Source organism: Streptomyces sp. NBC_01351 (genome assembly GCF_036237315.1).
GTDB lineage: Bacteria > Actinomycetota > Actinomycetes > Streptomycetales > Streptomycetaceae > Streptomyces.
The window spans coordinates 2,094,627-2,114,458 of sequence record NZ_CP108356.1; the positions used below are offsets into that span (position 1 = coordinate 2,094,627).

The 19,832-nt window shown below is 72.7% G+C and carries 12 protein-coding genes; 8 read left to right on the forward strand and 4 right to left on the reverse strand.

Annotated features, from left to right (window positions below):
* Window positions 1–890 precede the first annotated feature (890 nt).
* The 4 genes from OG625_RS09400 to meaB all read left to right on the forward strand — a co-directional run bounded on the left by OG625_RS09400 (window position 891) and on the right by meaB (window position 7,207).
* Complete coding sequence (locus tag OG625_RS09400) at window positions 891–2,066, forward strand: ROK family transcriptional regulator (RefSeq protein ID WP_329390532.1); 1,176 nt, start codon at window positions 891–893, stop codon at window positions 2,064–2,066.
* Window positions 2,067–2,128: 62 nt separating this feature from the next.
* The gene (locus OG625_RS09405) at window positions 2,129–4,000 is read left to right on the forward strand and encodes a methylmalonyl-CoA mutase family protein (RefSeq protein ID WP_329378255.1); all 1,872 of its coding nucleotides are present in this window, start codon (window positions 2,129–2,131) and stop codon (window positions 3,998–4,000) included.
* Between the two features lie 5 nt (window positions 4,001–4,005).
* The gene (gene scpA / locus OG625_RS09410; protein WP_329378257.1) at window positions 4,006–6,213 is read left to right on the forward strand and encodes a methylmalonyl-CoA mutase; all 2,208 of its coding nucleotides are present in this window, start codon (window positions 4,006–4,008) and stop codon (window positions 6,211–6,213) included.
* 10 nt (window positions 6,214–6,223) lie between these two features.
* Complete coding sequence (meaB, locus tag OG625_RS09415; RefSeq protein ID WP_329378259.1) at window positions 6,224–7,207, forward strand: methylmalonyl Co-A mutase-associated GTPase MeaB; 984 nt, start codon at window positions 6,224–6,226, stop codon at window positions 7,205–7,207.
* Window positions 7,208–7,220: 13 nt separating this feature from the next.
* Here meaB and OG625_RS09420 read toward each other — a convergent pair whose 3' ends face one another.
* Entirely contained in the window at window positions 7,221–10,562 is a 3,342-nt protein-coding gene (locus OG625_RS09420; protein WP_329378261.1) for an NACHT domain-containing protein, read from the reverse strand.
* Between the two features lie 254 nt (window positions 10,563–10,816).
* The gene (locus tag OG625_RS09425) at window positions 10,817–11,818 is read right to left on the reverse strand and encodes an asparaginase (protein WP_329378262.1); all 1,002 of its coding nucleotides are present in this window, start codon (window positions 11,816–11,818) and stop codon (window positions 10,817–10,819) included.
* Window positions 11,819–11,963: 145 nt separating this feature from the next.
* Here OG625_RS09425 and OG625_RS09430 point away from each other — a divergent pair, with 145 nt between their 5' ends.
* The 4 genes from OG625_RS09430 to OG625_RS09445 all read left to right on the forward strand — a co-directional run bounded on the left by OG625_RS09430 (window position 11,964) and on the right by OG625_RS09445 (window position 17,823).
* Complete coding sequence (locus OG625_RS09430) at window positions 11,964–12,419, forward strand: Lrp/AsnC family transcriptional regulator (RefSeq protein ID WP_329378263.1); 456 nt, start codon at window positions 11,964–11,966, stop codon at window positions 12,417–12,419.
* 42 nt (window positions 12,420–12,461) lie between these two features.
* Window positions 12,462–14,573, forward strand: coding sequence for a protein kinase domain-containing protein (locus tag OG625_RS09435; RefSeq protein WP_329378265.1), 2,112 nt, complete (start codon window positions 12,462–12,464; stop codon window positions 14,571–14,573).
* Window positions 14,574–14,647: 74 nt separating this feature from the next.
* Window positions 14,648–15,631 (forward strand): serine/threonine protein kinase, encoded by a 984-nt coding sequence (locus OG625_RS09440; RefSeq protein WP_329378267.1) that lies wholly within the window; start codon window positions 14,648–14,650, stop codon window positions 15,629–15,631.
* Between the two features lie 5 nt (window positions 15,632–15,636).
* On the forward strand, window positions 15,637–17,823 hold the full coding sequence (locus OG625_RS09445; protein ID WP_329378269.1) for a protein kinase domain-containing protein: 2,187 nt from the start codon (window positions 15,637–15,639) through the stop codon (window positions 17,821–17,823).
* Between the two features lie 118 nt (window positions 17,824–17,941).
* Here OG625_RS09445 and OG625_RS09450 read toward each other — a convergent pair whose 3' ends face one another.
* Window positions 17,942–18,910, reverse strand: a complete 969-nt coding sequence (locus tag OG625_RS09450) for an ABC transporter permease (protein WP_329378271.1) — start codon at window positions 18,908–18,910, stop codon at window positions 17,942–17,944.
* Window positions 18,907–19,815 carry an ABC transporter ATP-binding protein gene (locus OG625_RS09455; RefSeq protein ID WP_329378273.1) on the reverse strand — a complete coding sequence of 303 codons (909 nt, stop codon included), beginning with the start codon at window positions 19,813–19,815 and terminating at the stop codon, window positions 18,907–18,909. The genes OG625_RS09450 and OG625_RS09455 overlap by 4 nt, the downstream gene beginning before the upstream one ends.
* Window positions 19,816–19,832: the final 17 nt, after the last annotated feature.

Genomic DNA, 19,832 nt, shown 5'->3' on the forward strand with positions numbered 1-19,832 from the left:
AGCGGAAGAAATAGGGCCACGGGTGATACGGCCTGCTGCGCGGTGCGGGGGAAGGCGGTACGGAACGGGGCTCGGGCCCCGGAGCCGCTCGGTTCAGCGGGATGCTGCGGCGTCACGCGACTGCGGGCGCACCGGGGCGGCGGGCCGACGGGCGGCTGCGGGCTCGGCGGCCCGTCAGGCGGCCGGGATCAGGCCGGACAGCGGCCCGGACACGCGCCCGGCGCGGTACAGGGGCCGGGGGTGTGGAGCCGCGGGACGAGGAGTTCGTTCGCGGACATGTCCCGGAGCGTGTCAGCACCCCCACCCCCGGTCAACCCCCGACGAGACCCGCCCCTGCGGCCCCGCCGCACCCCGGCACACCCGGGCTGACCTGGACTTTCCCGGTTCCCGCTGCTGCCTGCGGCGGCCGAAAAGCGTGGCCGGATTTCACGGTCCCGCAACGCCACCGCCACGCGCCCGGCCCCCCGCTGCACGGAGCCACTCCCCGCCCCGCCCTTCCTTCGTTCCCCGAGCGCCGCCCGGGCCCGCGCCTCAATCGCCGGCGCGGCTCAAAGATCCGGGGCTCCGCCCCGTACTCTCCCCCCAGACTCCGTCCGGGGGGACCCCCACTCCTCAAACGCCGGAGGGGCTGGATTTCACGCGCCCAGGACGGGGACGGGGTGGGGTGTTGTCCGGGACGTAAAACGTGATGTGTGGCGCGGCACCCACCCGTCACCATCAAAGACCCGCCCAGGCGCCATAAATCATGAGTCCCGGACAACACCCCACCCCGGCACCGGCCCCCACACGCTGCCCCCGCGCCCGGTCACCACCCCACCCGCCAAGCCCCCGGCACGGGAACCGGCATGATCGGGGGACGCCCCCACCCCCAAGGAGCCCCCGTGACCCCCATGGCCGGCGACAGCCGGGCCGCCGCGAATGCCGCCACCGTGCTGCGCACGGTCCTCGCGCACGGCCCCGTCGCGCGCAGCGCCATCGCCCCGCTGTGCGGGCTCAGCCCCGCCGCCGTGTCCCGGCAGGCCACCGGCCTGCTCCGCAGCGGGCTGCTGCGCGAGCTCCCCGGGCCGGCGGCCTCCGGCGCGGGACGGCCGCGGATCCCGCTCGACCTGCACACCGGCCCCGTCGGCGGACCCGTCGCCGCCGGGCTGCACATCGGCGTGCCCGCCGCCACCTTCAGCCTCGTCGACCTCCGCGGCACACTCCTCGCCCGCCGCACCTCACCCCACCACGCCCCCGGCCCCGGCCCCGGCCCCGCCGGCATCGGCGACATCGCCGACCGACTCGCCGCCTTCCTCCGCGAGTTCGACACCGGCCGCCCCCTCCTCGGCGTCGGCGTCGCCCTCGGCGGCTGGGTCCGCCCCGGCGACGGGACCGTCGTCCGCCACGACGCGCTCGGCTGGCGGGACCGCCCCCTCGGCGCCGAGCTCGCCGAGCGGCTCCGTCTGCCCGTCTCCGTCGACAACCACGCCCGCGCCGTCGCCCACGCCGAGATCCTCTTCGGCCGGCCCGAGGCCCGCCGCAGCCTCGTCCACCTCTTCATCGGCAATGTCGTCGACGCCGCGTTCGGCATCGAGGGCACCGTCCACCAGGGCCCGGGCGCGGCAGCCGGTGACGTGGCCCACCTCCCGGTGCCCGGGTCCCGGAAGACCTGCCCCTGCGGACGCACCGGCTGCCTCCAGGCCACCGCCTCCGACTCCGTGCTCGGCGCCGAAGCCGTCCGTCGCGGCATCGTCCCGGAGCCGTCCGTCAACCTGCTGGTGGACGCGGCGGCGACCGGCGACCCCCGCGCGGACCGGCTGCTGCGTGAGCGGGCCCGCGCCGTCGGCGGAGCGGCGGCCGTCCTCCTGGACGTCTTCAACCCGGCCGTCATGGTGGTCACCGAACTGTCGAGCGTGCTGCACGACGGCTACCTGGAGGAGATTCGCGACGCCGCGGCCGCGATCTCGCGGACCGGGAGCGCCCCCGGCCGCATCGTGAGCCCGCACGCGGGGCCCGCCGTACTCCCAGGGGCGGCGGCGACCGTCCTGCTCGGGCCGCTCTTTCGTGACCCCTCCCATCTCAATTGAGAGGGGGAGATCACACCCTGTTGTTATTGGTCGTTCACAGACGCCCCCCTAGCATTCGAGCCATGACGGTCCTGCCTGACGACGGGCTCTCCTTGGCCGCCGAGTTCCCTGACGCGACGCATGAGCAGTGGCAGCGCCTGGTAGAAGGCGTGCTGCGCAAGTCGGGCAAGGAAGTATCCGGCGAGGCCGCAGAAGATGCGTTGTCCACGAAGCTCCAGGACGGGCTCACCACCCGCCCGCTGTACACAGCGCCCGAACCCGGAGCCACGGGCGCCACCGGCGCCGACGGGTTCCCCGGGTTCGCCCCCTTCGTCCGCGGAGGTACGGCCGAGGGGAACGCCGCGAGCGGCTGGGACGTGCGCCAGCGCCACCTCGGCACCGATCCGGTACGGGTCAACGAGGCGGTCCTCGCCGACCTGGAGAACGGGGTCACCTCCCTCTGGCTGACCGTCGGCCAGGGCGGCATCCCGGTGGACGGCCTCGCCCGCGCCCTGGACGGGGTCTACCTGGACCTCGCGCCGGTCTCCCTGGACCCCGGAGCCGAGTTCGCCGACGCGGCACGGGCGTTCCTCGCCCTGTGCGCCGAGCGCGGGATCAAGCCCGAGGACGTCCGGGCCAGCCTCGGCGCCGACCCCCTGGGCCACGAGGCCCGTACCGGCGAGGCGCTCGACGTCTCCGCCGTCGTCGAGCCGGCCAAGGCCGCAGCCGGCTACCCCCACGTCCGCGCCCTGACCGTGGACGCCCTGCCCTACCACGAGGCCGGTGCCAGCGCCGCCGAAGAGCTCGGCCTCTCCCTCGCCACCGGCGTCGCCTACCTGCGCGCCCTCACCGACGGCGGGCTCAGCGTCGAAGCGGCCCTCGGGCAGCTGGAGTTCCGCTACGCCGCCACCGCCGACCAGTTCCTCACCATCTGCAAGCTCCGCGCGGCCCGCCGCCTGTGGGCCCGTGTCGCCGAGGCCTCGGGGGCCCCGGCCGCGGGCGCGCAGCGCCAGCACGTGGTGACCTCGCCGGTGATGATGACCCGCCGCGACCCGTGGGTGAACATGCTCCGCACCACCGTGGCCTGCATGGCCGCGGGCGTGGGCGGGGCGGACTCGGTCACCGTGCTCCCCTTCGACCACGAGCTGGGCCTGCCCGACGCCTTCGCGCGCCGCATCGCCCGCAACACCTCCACCATCCTCCTGGAGGAATCGCACCTGGCCCGGGTCATCGACCCGGCCGGCGGCTCGTACTACGTGGAACGCCTCACCGACGAACTCGCCCACGCGGCCTGGTCGTTCTTCCAGACCGTCGAGAAGGCCGGCGGCCAGGCCGCCGCCCTGCGCTCCGGCCTCGTCGCCGACCGCATCGCCGCCACCTGGGCCGAACGTTCCAAGCAGCTGGCCAAGCGCCGCGAACCGATCACCGGGGTCAGCGAGTTCCCGCTGCTCTCCGAGAAGCCCGTCGTACGCGAGCCCGCGCCCGCCGGACCCACCGGCGGGCTGCCCCGCGTACGGCGCGACGAGACCTACGAGGCCCTGCGCGCCCGCAGCGACGCACACCTGGCCGCGACCGGCGCCCGGCCGAGGATCTTCCTCGCCGCGCTCGGCCCGGCGGCCGCGCACACCGCCCGCGCCACCTTCGCCTCGAACCTGTTCCAGGCGGGCGGCGTCGAGCCGGTGCACGACCCGGTGTCCGTCGACCCGGCCACCGCCGCCGAGGCGTACGCCGCGAGCGGCGCGGACGGCATCGCCGTGCTCTGCTCCAGCGACGCGCTGTACGAGGAGCAGGCCGAGGCGGTGGCCGCGGCCCTGCGCTCGGCGGGCGCCACGACCGTGTACCTCGCGGGCAGGCCCGGTACCGCCGAGTCGGCCGTGGACGCGTACGTCTTCGCCGGCTGCGACGCGGTCGCCGTGCTGTCCTCCGTACTCGACCGAATGGGAGTCGCGGAATGAGCGGCATGAGCGGCACCGGAATCCCCGATTTCTCCGAGCTCGCGCTCGGCGGCCACGCCACCGCCGCCTCCGAGGACCAGTGGCGCGCCGCGGTCAAGGAGTCCACCGGCCAGGCCCCCGGCGACCTGCTGTGGGAGACCCCCGAGGGCATCGGCGTCAAGCCGCTGTACACCGGGCGGGACCTGGAGGGCCTGGACTTCCTGCACACGTACCCGGGCGTGGCCCCGTACCTGCGCGGCCCGTACCCGACGATGTACGTCAACCAGCCCTGGACGATCCGGCAGTACGCCGGCTTCTCCACGGCCGAGGAGTCGAACGCCTTCTATCGCCGCAACCTGGCCTCCGGCCAGAAGGGCCTCTCCGTCGCCTTCGACCTGCCCACGCACCGCGGCTACGACAGCGACCACCCGCGCGTCACCGGTGACGTCGGCATGGCGGGCGTGGCGATCGACTCGATCTACGACATGCGGCAGCTGTTCGACGGGATCCCCCTCGACAAGATGTCCGTGTCGATGACGATGAACGGCGCGGTCCTGCCCGTCCTCGCGCTCTACATCGTGGCGGCCGAGGAACAGGGCGTCTCGCCGGACAAGCTCGCGGGGACCATCCAGAACGACATCCTCAAAGAGTTCATGGTCCGCAACACCTACATCTACCCGCCCAAGCCCTCGATGCGGATCATCTCCGACATCTTCTCGTTCACCTCGCAGAAGATGCCCCGGTACAACTCGATCTCCATCTCCGGCTACCACATCCAGGAGGCCGGGGCCACGGCCGACCTGGAGCTGGCCTACACCCTCGCCGACGGCGTGGAGTACCTGCGGGCCGGTCTGGGCGCCGGGATGGACGTGGACGCGTTCGCGCCCCGCCTGTCGTTCTTCTGGGCGATCGGCATGAACTTCTTCATGGAGGTCGCGAAGCTGCGCGCCGCCCGCCTGCTGTGGGCGCGCCTGGTCAAGCAGTTCGACCCGAAGAACGCCAAGTCCCTTTCGCTGCGCACCCATTCGCAGACATCGGGCTGGTCCCTGACCGCGCAGGACGTCTTCAACAACGTCACGCGTACGTGCATCGAGGCGATGGCGGCGACCCAGGGCCACACCCAGTCGCTGCACACCAACGCCCTCGACGAGGCCCTCGCGCTGCCCACCGACTTCTCGGCCCGCATCGCCCGCAACACCCAGCTGCTCCTCCAGCAGGAGTCGGGCACCTGCCGGTCCATCGACCCCTGGGGCGGCAGCGCCTACGTCGAGAAGCTCACCTACGACCTCGCACGCCGCGCCTGGCAGCACATCCAGGAGGTCGAGGCGGCCGGCGGCATGGCGCAGGCCATCGACGCGGGCATCCCGAAGCTCCGCGTCGAGGAGGCCGCGGCGCGCACGCAGGCCCGCATCGACTCGGGCCGGCAGCCCGTCATCGGCGTCAACAAGTACCGCGTCGCCAACGACGAGCAGATCGACGTGCTCAAGGTCGACAACTCCTCGGTCCGCACGCAGCAGATCGCCAAGCTGCGGCGGCTGCGCGAGGAGCGCGACGAGCGGGTCACGCAGGACGCCCTGCAGGCCCTCACGAACGCCGCCGAGCGCGGCGCCGGCCAGGGCCTGGAAGGCAACCTCCTCGCCCTCGCGGTCGACGCGGCCCGCGCCAAGGCCACGGTCGGTGAGATCTCCGACGCACTGGAGAAGGTGTACGGGCGGCACGCGAGCCAGATCCGTACGATCTCGGGTGTGTACCGAACCGAAGCAGGCGAGTCCCCGTCCGTGGAGCGCACCCGTACCCTCGTCGACCGGTTCGAGGAGGCGGAGGGCCGCCGTCCGCGCATCCTGGTCGCCAAGATGGGCCAGGACGGCCACGACCGCGGCCAGAAGGTGATCGCGACGGCCTTCGCCGACCTGGGCTTCGACGTCGACGTCGGCCCGCTCTTCCAGACCCCGGCGGAAGTGGCCCGCCAGGCCGTGGAGGCGGACGTCCACGTCGTGGGCGTCTCCTCGCTCGCGGCCGGCCACCTGACCCTCGTTCCGGCGCTGCGCGAGCAGCTGGCGGAAGAGGGCCGCGAGGACATCATGATCGTCGTCGGTGGAGTCATCCCGCCGGCCGACGTCCCCACCCTCCTGGAGATGGGCGCGACGGCGGTCTTCCCGCCCGGCACGGTCATCCCGGACGCGGCCCACGACCTGGTGACGCGGCTCGCCGCGGATCTGGGCCACGAGCTGTAGGCGGGGGCCGGTGCCGAAGATCGACATCGAGGCCTACGCGAAGGGGGTGCTCGACGGGAAGCGCGCGTTCATCGCGCGCGCGATCACCCTCGTCGAGTCCACCCTGCCCGCTCACCGGGTGCTGGCGCAGGGCCTGTTGACGGAGCTCCTCCCGCACGCGGGCAACGCGCGCCGGATAGGCATCAGCGGAGTCCCGGGCGTCGGCAAATCGACCTTCATCGACGCCTTCGGCACGATGCTGACGGGACTGGGCCACAAGGTCGCGGTCCTCGCCGTCGACCCCTCCTCCACGCGCACGGGCGGCTCGATCCTCGGCGACAAGACCAGGATGGAACGCCTCGCCGTCGACCCGGCGGCCTTCGTCCGCCCCTCCCCCTCCGCCGGAACCCTCGGCGGGGTCGCGAAGGCCACCCGCGAATCCATGATCGTGATGGAGGCAGCCGGCTACGACGTCGTCCTCGTCGAAACGGTCGGCGTCGGCCAGTCGGAGACCACCGTCGCCGGCATGGTCGACTCCTTCCTCCTCCTCTCCCTGGCCCGCACCGGCGACCAGCTCCAGGGCATCAAGAAGGGCGTCCTCGAACTCGCCGACGTCCTGGCGGTGAACAAGGCGGACGGCCCGCACGAGCGCGACGCGAAGGCCGCCGCCCGCGAACTGGCGGGCGCCCTGCGCCTGATGCACCCGGCCGATGCCGCGTGGACCCCACCCGTCCTCACCTGCAGCGCCCGCGAATCGGCCGGTCTGGACGAGGTCTGGAACCGCCTGGAACAACACCGCACCCTGCTGGACGCGGGCGGCCGCCTGACGGCGAAGCGGGCCGCGCAACAGGTCGAGTGGACCTGGTCGATGGTCCGCGAGGCCCTGCTGGAACGCCTCCGCGCGAACCCGGCGGTCCGGGACCTCGCGCCGGGGCTGGAGGAAGCGGTCCGGGCGGGCGCCACGACCGCGACCTCGGCCGCGGACCAGATCCTGGCGGCGTTCGGCCGGTCCTGACCACGGGCTCCCGTCAGTCGTGGCGCAGCCTCACCGACGGCGGGAGCAGGTCGGCGCCGCGGATCCGGTCCCGGCTCCCCCCGACGTACACGTTCCGGAATCGGGGCAGCCCGGCCAACGGTGCGAGGTCGATCTCCTCGTCGGCGGCGAGCTCCGTGAAGTAACACGTCCTCAGATCGGGGAAGGCCTCGGGCAGTCGCTGGACAGCCGACTGCAGAGACCATGTCGCGTCGCCCGCGATGAGGCTCAGTGTAGAGACGCCGGAGAGCACCGATCCCGGCGGAAGGAACTCCAGCGAAGCGGCGGACACGCGCAGGGTGGCCAGCCCCTCCAGATCACCGACCTCCTGCCAGTCCCGGGGCCGGGCAGGACTGGAGGCGGTGTTGAGTGCGAGCTCCCGGAGACCGTTCAACCGGCCAAGCCCTTCGAGTCCGTGCGCGGCGCCCATGTCACCGGACACCGTCAGGATCTCAAGGCATGCGTCCACGGCCAGCGCCCGCAGGGACCATGTCGTGTCCTCCGGACCGCTGAACGACACGGCCTCCAGTCGCGTGAGCCGAAGGAGGGGCCGCAGATCGAGGGACAGCCGCTCACTCGCGATGTCCAGCCGCCGGATCGGCAGGCCTTCGATGCCGGTCAGGTCCGTCAGCTCGGGGCACGGTCCGATGACGAGCGTGTCCAGTTCCGACTGCCCCGCCAGGAAGCGCAGATCGGGCACCGCTACGTTCGAGAGCCTGATGTCCACGAGATCGGACCGGCTCACGTGCGCCGCCAGTGCGTCGGGGGACACCCCTCCCCTGACGTCCAGCCGGTCCGGCCGCAGTCCGAGCCGGTCCAGTTGGCGTAGCTGCTCGTCGGACTGCACGGTGTAGAGGAGATCGGTCGGGTCCAGCGGGACGATGACCTCGTCCGCGTAGCGCGCGCAGTCGAACCGCGACCACGCCCACATGAGCTGGGAACGGATCGGCAGGAACGGATGGTCCGCGAAGTGGGCGAGGAAGGAGACGGCCTCCTCCGACCTCACGTGGGAGGCCGCGATGACCACGTGGTAGGCGTCCCATTCATCGGAGTTCTCCGTGGGGAGGAGGCCCAGGATCAGCGGGCCCACTTCCGCCAGGGCGCGGGCCTGGTCGTCGTTGCGCGGGGGAATGAGAGTGGCGGTGCGCGTCTCGACGGCCTCGCGCACCTCGGGGGCGAGGCTCGTGGCGTGGTCGAGGCAAGCGGCGGCCAGCAAGTAGACGCGGGCCTGGACCCGTTCGTCCGCAGCACGGTCTCCCCGGGCGATCAGGTCCTCGATGATCTCGACGCGCTCCTTGGGCCGGGCCTGGGCGACGGCCATCCTGATGACGTCCTCCCACTGGTCGTCGCCCGCGTGGCCGGTGAGCAGTCCGAAGTCGCTGTCCTCCACGGCGGCCCGTGCGCCGAGGAAGTCCTGGAAGGTGCGGTGGATGAACTCCACGGTGTCGGGGCCCGGCGCCCGCAGGAGTCCGCTGCGCTGGAGGAAATGCGCGAAGACCGCCGGCGCTTCGCCCAGGGCCGCCGCTTCCGGGACCGAGGGCAGGGCCCGGGCGATGATGTCCACGGCCTGCGAACGGTCCATTTCCGTACGGCCGTTCTTGATGAGCCAGTAGGCGAGCCGCTGGAGGATGTCGAGCTGCGGCTCCTCGCGGAGATCCGGGACCGCCATGTCGCGTTCGCGGTCGCGGCGGCTGAGCAGCATGGAGAGCGCGGCCTCGTAGAGGTCCCTGCGCCCGAGCGGGAGGAAGCCCCGCCGGTCCCGGTGGAGGGCGCAGATCAGCCCGCACATCAGGGGGTTGGTGGCGAGCCGTCCGAGGTCGGGCTTGGTGCGGACGGCCGTCAGGAGCTGGGTCTCGTACATCTGGAGCGCGGCATCGTCCTCGGTGCCGGTGTGGGCCGCCTTGTGCCACCGCTTGATGAACGTGGCGATGTCGGCGGGGCGCATGGCGGCCAGCGTCAGCTCGGTGAACCCGTCCTCGGCCAGCCAGTCCGCTCCCACGGCGGAGGGGCGCGAGGTGACGAGCCAGCGGTTGTCGCCGTCGTACACGGCCATCAGCTCGCGCAGCCAGCGCCGGGCCCGCTCCCGCTCCCGGTCCGGAATCTCGTCGATGCCGTCGACCAGGACCAGGCCGCGCCCGGCGGAAAGGACCCGGTGCGCCCAGCCGTTCGGCTGGACTCCCCTGATCGGACAGCCGACGGCGGCCAGGAAGCTCTGGGGGTCGGGGAGCTGCTCGCCGTGACGCGTCAGCGTGCGCAGCGGCAGGACGAACGGGATGCGGTCGTAGAGGTACTCCATCTGCGGGGTGAGTTCCTGGCGGGCTGCGGTGACGGCCAGCCACTGCACGAGGGTGCTCTTGCCGGACCCGGCTTCGCCCCGGAGCAGGACGCGGTGACTGCCGGCCAGAGCCTGGTCGGCGGGCTGCGGACTGGAAGCCGCGCGCACCAATTCCGCGAGGAATCCGCCCGCGACGGCCCGCGTGAGGGAGGACTGGTCGGGCGACGATGTCATCGCGATGCCGCGCACACGAATGAGAGCCATCGTGGCAGCGTCCGGGGTGGGGGGCTCCGCTGTCCCCATCGCATGAAAGAGCTTGCCGGCATCGCGCAGCCAACGCTCCATGTCCCGCGGCAGTGCGGTCGCCTCCAGGCTCAGGTACGCCGCGTCCAGCGGCCACCGCGTCGGCGAGTTGCTCAGGTCGATCCCGTAGATCGTCAACCGGCCGTGCGTCTTCGCCACGTACGGCAGGTACTGCTGCTCGAACGCCGCGTCCTCCGCCCCCGGGAGCGGATCGCGGCGAATCAACTCGTCGACCTTGGAGGTCAGTTCGGCCATGTCACGGGTCTGCTCCACCAGCGCGTGCGCGACGAAGGTCGAGCGCTGCGTGAAGAAGTGCAGGATGTGCAGGCAAGCGGTTTCGAGCAGCCGCTCGTAGAAGTACGTGGCGTCGGCGCCGAGTTCCCGCTCGGGCCCACCGCTGACGCGGCGCAGCTCCCGGGCGAACTCCGCGGAGCCGAGCCGGACGGCGTCCATGTCGGTCATCGTGACCTCGCCGAGGGCGGACAGCGTCGTCGCGAGGACGTCGACGACCGCCTGTTCCTCGTCGGCGGGGACGGGGCGCTCGCCCGTGCGGAGCGCCTGCTTCACCAGCTTGGCGGCCAGGGATTGCAGATCGGCGTTCGTGAGCGAGCGCTTCTCGCCCTTGAAGGACACGTATCCGGAGATCCGGACCGGCTTGTCGACGAGCCCGGCCCCGCCGCCCTCGGCGACGAACAACTTCCTGACGAGTGGCCCGATGGCCGCCGAGGCCAGTCGGACTCCGATCATCCCGGGCTCCATGCAACCCCCCGCTGCGTCAGGACCGTTGCCCGAATCCTAGGCCCCCCGAATCCTCCGCAACACCGACCAACCCCAGCCGAGCCGGACAGCGCACCTCAGCAAAATCCAGCCTCGCCGGCGTTTGAGGCGCGGGGCCCGGGGCGGAGCCCCGAATCCTTCAGCCGCACCAAACAGCGGACCTCAGCCCAAACCCAGCCCCGCCCGCGTTTGAGGCGCGGGGTCCGGGGCGGAGCCCCGGAAGCCGGCCCGCAGGGCTACGCCCCGACCAGCACCGGCCCCGTCGCACCCAGCGTCTCGCGCAGGATCCTGACCTGCTCAGCCCCATCGCCGGAGGCGAGCAACGCGGACAGCACCGCGATCCGCGCCTGCCCCGCCCGCAGCGTCCCCGTCGGTACGGCCCCCGCCGCCACGAGGTCCACCGCACCCCCGTGCGTGTAGATCTCGGTGACCGGCCCGGCCATCACGCGCGTGGTCAGCGCGACGAGCACGCCGCCCGCGACGGCCGCCCGGACCGCCTCCACGATCTCCGGCGTCGCGTTGCCCGCGCCCGTACCGGCCAGCACGATGCCCCGCGCCCCCGCCGCGATGGCGGCGTTCAGCAGCACGGCGTCCCCGTCGGCGTGGTGCACCACCACGTCCACGCGCGGCGGCAGCTCCGGCATCGCCGGCAACGGCAGGGCCTCCGGACGCTGCGGGGTGCGCAGGATGGTGACCTTGCCGAAGCCGATCTTCCCGAGCAGTTCCTTCGACGGGTCGGCGAACGCGTCCAGCGCCACCGCCTGCGTCTTCACCGTGCCCCGCGCGGCGTGCACCCGCCCCGCGAAGGCGATGAGCACGCCGAGCCCGCGCGTGTTGGCGGCGGTGAGCAGGGCGTCGTACAGGTTCTCCGGGCCGTCACCGTCCGCGGTGCCCATGGGCCGCTGCGAGCCGGTGAACACCACGGAGCGCGCGTCGTGGTGGTGGAGGTCGACGAGGAAGGCCGACTCCTCCAGGGTGTCGGTGCCGTGAGTGACGACGATGCCGTCGACACCCGGGTCCGCGAGCACCTCGTGCACGGTGCGCAGCAGGGTCAGCTGGTGGGCGGTGGTGAGCCGCGGGCTGTTCACGCTGAACAGGTCGACCACCTCGACGGTGATCCCCTCGGGGAGCGGCGCGGTCGCGATGACCTCGTTCCCGTCCGCGTCCGCCGCGAAGCCGGAACCCTGCCAGCGGCTGGCTATCGTTCCGCCGGTGCTGATGACGACGATCCGTCCCATGGCCGTTGGCCGCCCTTCCCTCGAAACCTCGAAGCCTCAAAGGCTCGCACATGTGTACCCAAAGCAGCAATGATAGGTCGATCTACGCGCAATGCGATTGCGGATTCGACCCGCCGCGTAACACCCGATGGCGGATAATTGCGCCATGGACGCCATTGACCGAGATATCTTGCGCGAGCTCCAGGCAGACGGACGGCTGAGTAACCAGGAGCTCGCCCAGCGCGTGGGCCTCACTCCCTCCCCCTGCATGCGCCGCGTGCGCCAGCTCGAAGAGGACGGGGTGATCCAGGGCTACCGCGCCGTGATCTCCCCCGAGGCGGTGGGCCGCGGCTTCGAGGTGCTCGTCTCGGTCGAGGTGCGCCGCGACCGCGAGGCCGTCGAGGCCTTCGAAGCGGCCCTCCAGGACATCCCCGACGTGATCGAGGCCTACCGCCTCTTCGGCAGCCCCGGCTGCCTCCTGCGCATCGCCGTCGCGGACCTGCGCGCGTACGAACGCCTCTGGATCGAGAAGCTGACGGCCCTCTCGGGCGTCACCGAGGTCAACTCGCAGATCATCATGAAGCGCATCAAGGAACCGACCGGCCTGCCCGTCGAACGCTGACGGCCGACCGCCACCCGAACCGAACAGGAAGCAGCACCGCACATGGAACCCCTCGGCGCCGGAGATCCCATCCGGCTCGGCCCGTACCGCATCCTCGGCGTCCTCGGCGCGGGCGGCATGGGCAAGGTCTACTTCGGCCGGGACAACACCGGCCGGACCGCCGCCGTGAAGGTGCTGCTGCCGGAGCTCGCGCACGACCCGCACCTCGCGCAGCGCTTCCTGCGCGAGGCGCACACCGCCCAGGCGGTGACCAGCGGCGGCGTCGCCCGCGTTCTGGACGCGCGCATCGACGGCGACGACAGCCGGCCCTGGATCGCGACCGAGTTCCTGTCCGGGCCCACCCTCGACGACGCCGTCCGCGCGTACGGGCCCTTCGGCGCCGACGGCGTCCGCGCGCTCGCCGCCTCCCTCGCCGCGACCCTGAGCGACATCCACGCGGCGGGGCTGGTGCACCGCGACCTGAAGCCGCCGAACATCGTGCTCACCGCCACGGGCCCGCGCGTCATCGACTTCGGCATCGCCCGCCCCGAGCACGGGATGACGCTCACGACCACCGGCCAGGTGCCGGTCACCCCCGGTTACGGGGCTCCCGAGCAGGTGCTCGGTCAGCGGGTCGGTCCGGCCGCGGACGTCTTCTCGCTCGGCGCGGTACTGGCCTACGCGGCCACCGGCCGGCGCACCTTCGACGGCACCCACGTCGCGGCGGTCCAGTACGAGGTCGTGCACGGGGAGCCCCGACTCGACGACGTGCCCGCCGAGTTGCGCCACCTGATATCCCCCTGCCTCGCCAAGGACCCGGCCCACCGCCCGACCCCCGAGCAGATCGCGGGCGCCTTCGCCCCACCGCAGGGGGCCGACCGGATCTGGCGTACGGGCCCGCTCGCCAAGGACATCGCACGCCGCGGCGCCGAAGCCGCGCGCCAGGCCACGCTCGTCGGCCGGGAGCCCGGATCCGGGCCGTCCCGCAGGCGGCTCCTGCGGGCCTCGCTCGCCGCGGGCGCGGTGGTGGCGGCCGGCGGTGGCGCCGGGGCCTGGTGGCTGCTGCGCGAGGAACCTCGTACGCCCGTCGAATCGGGACTGGCCAGCGGCGCGAAGCTGCTCCCCCGCTCCACCGCACAGTCCGGCAAGGCTCCCAAACCCCTGTGGGGACCGCTGCCGGTCGCGGCGAAGCCCGTGGACGGCCTGGTCCCCGCCCCCCTGTCGCTGCGCGACGTGGTCGTCTTCGCCGCCAAGGACGGCGGCTTGGCGGCCCACTTCACACGCGACGGCAAGGAGAAGTGGCGCCTGCCCGACGTCACCCCCGCGGCCGGCCTCCACCCCCTCACGGAGCAGCTGTTCGCGGCCGCCGGCACCTCCGGTGCGCTCCGCGTCCACGACGCCTCCACCGCCAAGCTCCAGTGGGAACTGCCGGACGCCGACGTCGGCCGCTTCCTGACGATGGACGACGAGAACCTCTACGCCGTCACCCGGGGCGGCCAACTGCTCGCGGTGGACCTCACGATGCAGTCGATCCGCTGGACGAAGCCGCTGCCCACGTACGCCGTGCGCGGCGCGGGGCCCCGGGCCGCCGTGGCAGGCGTCACCCTCGTCCTCTTCGGCGACGACGGCGCCGTCCGCGCGTTCTCGACGATCAGGGGGCTGGACATGTGGACCATCGAGGGACAGGGGAAGTCCGGCTCCGCCATCGCTCCGGCCGTCGTGAAGCGCAAGGATTCCAACGGCACCTCCTACACCGTCTTCCTGGGCGGCCGCACGCTGAAGGCCCTGAAGTTCCCGGGCGGCAACGAGGTGTGGAAGGCCGGGCCCCCGCAGAACGGCACCGACAGCTGGGGCGCCCCGCTCGTCCACGGCGACACCGTGATCGCGACGAACGGGACGACCCTGGCCGCGTACGACCTCGACGGCAGACAACTCCCCCTGAACGGACGCGCAGCCCGGGGCCCGCTCCCGGCCACGCCCCTAGTCCGGCAGGGCGAGGCGCTGTGGGCGGTCGAGGCGGACGGACGAGGGGTCTCGGCCTACTCCACCACGGACGGCGCACGGCTGTGGACCTGGTCGGCGGAGTCCCGCGGACCCTGGGGCATGTCCGGCGCCGGAAACCGCGTCTTCCTGGTCAACGACGGCAAGCTCACGGCGATGCCCACCGTCGGCTGACCCCGTACCAAGGCCCCGGACGATCACCACTTAGGCTCGGGGCCGGACAACCGAGGACCCGGGAGAGCGCGCGCATGGAACGCCTACGCCACGACGACCCGACCCGGATCGGGCCGTACGCGACCCTGGCGCGGCTCGACTCCGAATCCGCCGAGCGCACCGTCCCCGAACGCCGCTACCTCGCCCGCACCGCCCCCGACGGGGAGCGCACCGCCCTGGTGTGCGTGCCCCGGGTCGGCGCCGATCCCTCCCGGTGGGCGATCGAGGCCGAGGGCGCCCGGCGGCTGTCCGTGCCCGGCTTCCTGACGATCGCGGAGGTCGGGGGCTCGGCCGGTTTCCCCTGGTACACGGCCCCGTACACGCCCGTGCTGCCGCTCCCCGCCGCCCTCGCGGCGTACGGCGGCCCGCTGCCGGAGGACACCGTACGCAGTCTGGGCGCGGCCCTCGCCCGGACACTGGCGGCCGCCCACGCCCATGGGGCGACGCACGCGGGCCTCTCCCCGGCCGCGGTCCTGCTCACGCCCACCGGCCCCCTCCTCGCATCCTTCGGGGCCACCCGAGCCGAACTCACCGGGCACGCCCCGGGCTGCCTGCCCCCGGAACGGTCGACGGGCACGCCCCCCGACCCCGCCGGGGACATCTACGCCCTCGGCGCCGTACTCGCGTACGCGGCGACCGGCCACACCGTGCCGGACCACACCGAACTGCCGCCGGGACTCCGCCACCTGACGGCCGCATGCCTGGCCCGCGACCCCGCGAACCGGCCGGCTTCGGCACACGACGTCCTGCGCGAACTCGCGACCCCGGCAGCATCACGGGGACCGGCGCAGCCTTCGCCGGGCGCCGCCCCGGCGCGGGATCCGCGCCTCCCGGCCACGGCATCCCTCGCCCCGGCCCCCCTGCCGGCCGTCACGGTCCTCGACCACGCAGGCTCCGTCCCCCTCCCCCTCCCGGGCCGGGTCGTCGCCGCGCTCGCCACCCAGTCCGGCGCACTTCTCGCCGCAGAACTCCCCGTCTCCTCCCAGCCGTTCGCGGTATCGACTCAAAAGGCGCACTAACCCCGATGCCCGCGACCCCCACTCCCACCCCCTTCACGGCCCTCACGCACGACGACCCGACCCATGTCGGCGACTACCGACTCCTCGCCCGTCTCGGCAGCGGCGGCATGGGCACGGTCTACCTGGCCCGCTCGGCGGGCGGTCGTACGGTCGCTCTCAAGACCGTGCACGCCCGTATCGCGACCTCCGCCGACACCACCTTCCGTACCCGCTTCCGACTCGAATCGGACGCGGCACGCATCATCGGCGACCGCTACGGAGCCCGCGTGTTCGGCGCCGATCCCCTGGCGCCAACCCCCTGGCTGGCCACGGAGTACGTCCTCGGCCCCCAACTCGACGAGGCGGTCCGCCTGAGCGGCCCCCTCCCCGAGCCCCTCGTCCGCGCCCTGGGCGCAGACCTGGCCCGGGCCCTGACCCAGCTCCACAACTCCGCCATCACCCACCGCGACCTCAAACCGTCCAACGTCATGGTCACGGCGGCCGGCCCCAAGCTCATCGACTTCGGCATCGCCCGCGCCCTGGGCGACGAACGCCTCACCAGCACCGGCACCGCGGCGGGCACCCCCGCCTACATGTCCCCCGAACAGGCCGGCGGCCTGGATCACACCCCGTCCAGCGACGTGTTCGCCCTCGCGGCAGTACTGGTCTTCGCAGCCTCCGGCCACGGCCCGTTCGGCGCCGGCCAACCCGCGGACCTCCTCTACCGCGTCCGCTACGCCGACCCCGACCTCACCGGCGTCCCCACCCCCCTGCTCCCCCTCCTCACCCGCTGCCTGTCCAAGGACCCGTCCCTCCGCCCCACAACAACCGAACTGGCGGACGCCCTGCGCCCCGCAGAGGGCGGCACCTTCGCGGACCTCCTCCCCCACCCCGTACTCACGGACATCGCCCACCGCACGACAGCGGTCTGGCAGGCCCCACCACCCCGCCTACCGGCCCCCGCCACACAGCCCCCACCCCCCGCACCCCGCGCGATCTCCCGCCGCAAACTCCTCACCCTCACCCTTACCGGCACGGCAGCAGCCCTCGCCACGGGCGGCGGCCTCTGGACCTACCTGGCCACGAAGAGCCGAGAAGACACCTCAACCACCAAACCCTCGCTGGGACAGCCACCCACCCCGTCCTGGAAGACCTCGATCGCGGACCCGGGCCCGGACGCGGCCCCCCTTCGCGTGGGCAGCGAACTCGTCCTGGTCGCAGGCCTGGCGGTCAACGCCTTCGACCCGACGTCGGGCAAGCTCCTCTGGCAGGGCCCCGACCGGGCCGCCTGGTCCGTGGCCACCGACGGCAAGACCCTCTACGCCCTCCGCCCCCCGACTTCCGACGACAAGACCAAGCCCGTCGCGATCGAGGTGCTCCCCCAGCCGTCCGGCAAGAAGAACCCGCCCGTCCTCACCCTGCCCTCCTTCGACGGCACGCCGGAGGACACCCAACTCCTGTGTATCGCAGCAGACACGGCATACATGTTCGCCAAGTCGGCCACCACCACCCAGTGGTTCCTGATCGCGGCGAGCCTCACAACAGGCCGCGAACTGTGGCGTCAACAGACGGTGGCCCCGTTCGCGGACTCGCCGGGACCCGTCATCATCCGCGCCAAGCCGGTGATGACCGGTCTGCTCCTGTGCCGCCGCTCGGCCCTCAAGGACTCCGTCACCTTCTCCCTGCACGACGCGTCCACCGGCAAGCAGCTCTGGCAGCAGCCACCCATCCCCACCACGGGCGCCCTGCCCTACCACCTGGCCACGGACGACACCCACGTCTACCTGGGCTCCGAATCCCTCCAGGCCCTCCGCCTCACCGACGGCACCCCGGCCTGGTCCTTCGGCACGGGCCGCGACATGGGCAAGAAGCCGTACGGCTTCCGCCGCTACGGCATCCCCACGGTCGCGGACGGCGTGGTCTACGCGGTGGAGGGCGGCCGCAGCCTGGTCGCCGTAGACGCCCGCACGGGCGCGGCCCTCTGGACGGAACCCCCCGTACCGGATGCCCTCCCCAACGGCGACGTGGCTCCCGCGGTATACGGCACCCTCGTCCTCTACATGGACGGAACGGGCCTCCGTGCGGTGGACACCCTCACCCACCGCCCCCTATGGCGCTACCCGACCACGGCCTACGCCCTCACACCCGACCCGGCCGCACAGCGCATCCACGCCCGCGAGGAACGCCAGACCCTGGCCCTCCCCCTCCCCTGACCGCAGATCACGGCAGGCTCCCCGGCGCGGTGACGCCGAGGAGCCGAGCACGTCGGGTGCCGAAGAGTACGGTCCCCAGGGCCTACGAAGTGCCTTCCGCAGGGGGCTTGGCGGTGGCTCAGAGGACCCGGCGGCGCAGCGACCAGGCGCCGAGGCCCAGGAGGGCGGCCGAGAGGGCGAGGAAGGCGGAGCTCTCGACCGTCTGGAAGGCCCAGAACTGGCTGGAGGGGTGGTAGTCGGCCGACTGCTGGGTCACACCCTGCTTGCCGAGGCAGCTCTGGATGGTCTCCGTACCGTCGCAACCGGACGGGTTGAAGGAGACCTTCCGGCCCGCGCTGTCGTAGTACGCGGATCCGACCCGCCAGGCGTCGTCCGGGATCCAGCTGGTCCCGCCGCGCTCGCTCTCCCCGGTGCTCTGGGCGACCGTACCCGTGATCCGCTCGGCGGCGAGGTAGTGCGGACGGGCTCCCCCGCCGAGCGCGACGAGGACGACGAGGTAGAGCCCCAGGGTGATCGCCATGGCGGCGAGCGTGTTGCGCAGCAGCATTCCGGCGGCCACGCCGATGGCGAAGGCCAGGAGGGTGTACGCGGCCAGGACCAGCCCCTGTGTCTCGAAGCCAGGGGTCATCATGGGACCGCGCGTCACATGGTTGAGCGGCTTCAGGGCCCATACGCCGACCAGCCCCAGGACGAGCATGAGGACGGTGACCGGACCTCCGCCGACGAGCAGCTTGGTCGCCATCCAGCGGCGCCGGCTGACCGACTGGGTGAGCCCGAAGACGTGGGTGCCCTGCTCGAACTCGCCGGCGAAGAGCGGTGCACCGGCGAACATGCCGAGGAGCACCGGCAGGCACAGCAGCACCATCGGGATGATCGAGACGTATGACTTGTACTCGGAGCTCAGCGCGGCCATGGCGCTGCGCGAACAGGGGTCGGCGCCGATCCGCAGGCAGCCGGCGATCCCCCGGTCCTGCATGAAGGAGACGGCGTCGAACCGGTAGAAGAGCATCACGGCGCCCACCGCCGCGATGAGCAGGGCGGTGATGAGGAGCTGAAGGCGCTGCTGGCGCCAGGCGACCCAGATCATGCTGCGGACACCTCCACGGCCTCGCTCTTGTGCGCAGACGGCCGCGCGGCCCTCAGGTGCGCCAACGCCAGTTCCTCCAAGGTCGGTTCGTGCGCCTCCCAGCCAGGCAGCCCCGCCGGGCCCCTGCCACGGACGAGGACCGTGGCCTGGCGCTGGGTGCTGCGGGACTCCACGACGATCTCGTCCGGGAACGAGCCGGCCGCGCCCTGGGCGGGACCGACCATCAGTCGGTGGCCGGCGAGCAGGTCCTCGACGTCCCCGGCGAGCCGGACGCGCCCACCCGCCAGCAGGAGCAGGTGGTCGCAGATGCCCTCGAGATCGGCGAGGACGTGTGAGGAGAGCAGGACGGTCATCCCGGTCTCGGCGACCTCCTCCATCAGAGCCCGCATCACCTCCTCCCGGGCGAGCGGGTCCAGGTCGGCCAACGGCTCGTCCAGCACGATCAGTTCGGGCCGCCGTCCGAGCGCCATCGCGAGCGCGACACGGGTGCGCTGTCCGCCGGAGAGGGTGGAGATCCTCGCCCGGACGGGGACCCCGGCCGCGTCGACCAGGCGGCGCGCGTAGGTCTGGTCCCATTCGGCGTTCAACGCCCGGCCGGCTCGTAACATCTCCTCCACCGTGAACCGGCGGTAGAGCGGCTTGTCCTGCGCGAGGAAGGCCAGGCGAGGATGGGTGCCTCCTCGTCCCGGCGTATCGCCCAGGACGCGGAGCGTCCCGGCGGTCGGAGTCAGCAGGCCGGTGGCCAGCGCCATGAGCGTGCTCTTGCCCGCACCGTTGGGTCCGACCAGCGCGGACACCCGGCCTCGCGGCAGCTCGAACGTGACGTCCTTCAGCGCCCAGCCCCGCTTGTAACTCTTGCCCAGACCGTCCGCCGCCAGTGCGGCGGTGCCCTCGGTGGTACCCAACGGGTCACGCTCCTTCA

Excerpts from the sequence above, each read along its gene's own strand:
- OG625_RS09430 (WP_329378263.1), top strand. The coding sequence starts at position 11,964 with ATGGACGCCATTGACCGAGATATCTTGCGCGAGCTCCAGGCAGACGGA.
- OG625_RS09405 (WP_329378255.1), top strand. The coding sequence starts at position 2,129 with ATGACGGTCCTGCCTGACGACGGGCTCTCCTTGGCCGCCGAGTTCCCT.
- OG625_RS09440 (WP_329378267.1), top strand. The coding sequence starts at position 14,648 with ATGGAACGCCTACGCCACGACGACCCGACCCGGATCGGGCCGTACGCG.
- OG625_RS09435 (WP_329378265.1), top strand. The coding sequence starts at position 12,462 with ATGGAACCCCTCGGCGCCGGAGATCCCATCCGGCTCGGCCCGTACCGC.
- OG625_RS09425 (WP_329378262.1), bottom strand. The coding sequence starts at position 11,818 with ATGGGACGGATCGTCGTCATCAGCACCGGCGGAACGATAGCCAGCCGC.
- OG625_RS09450 (WP_329378271.1), bottom strand. The coding sequence starts at position 18,910 with ATGATCTGGGTCGCCTGGCGCCAGCAGCGCCTTCAGCTCCTCATCACC.
- OG625_RS09445 (WP_329378269.1), top strand. The coding sequence starts at position 15,637 with ATGCCCGCGACCCCCACTCCCACCCCCTTCACGGCCCTCACGCACGAC.
- OG625_RS09420 (WP_329378261.1), bottom strand. The coding sequence starts at position 10,562 with ATGGAGCCCGGGATGATCGGAGTCCGACTGGCCTCGGCGGCCATCGGG.
- scpA (WP_329378257.1), top strand. The coding sequence starts at position 4,006 with ATGAGCGGCACCGGAATCCCCGATTTCTCCGAGCTCGCGCTCGGCGGC.
- OG625_RS09400 (WP_329390532.1), top strand. The coding sequence starts at position 891 with ATGGCCGGCGACAGCCGGGCCGCCGCGAATGCCGCCACCGTGCTGCGC.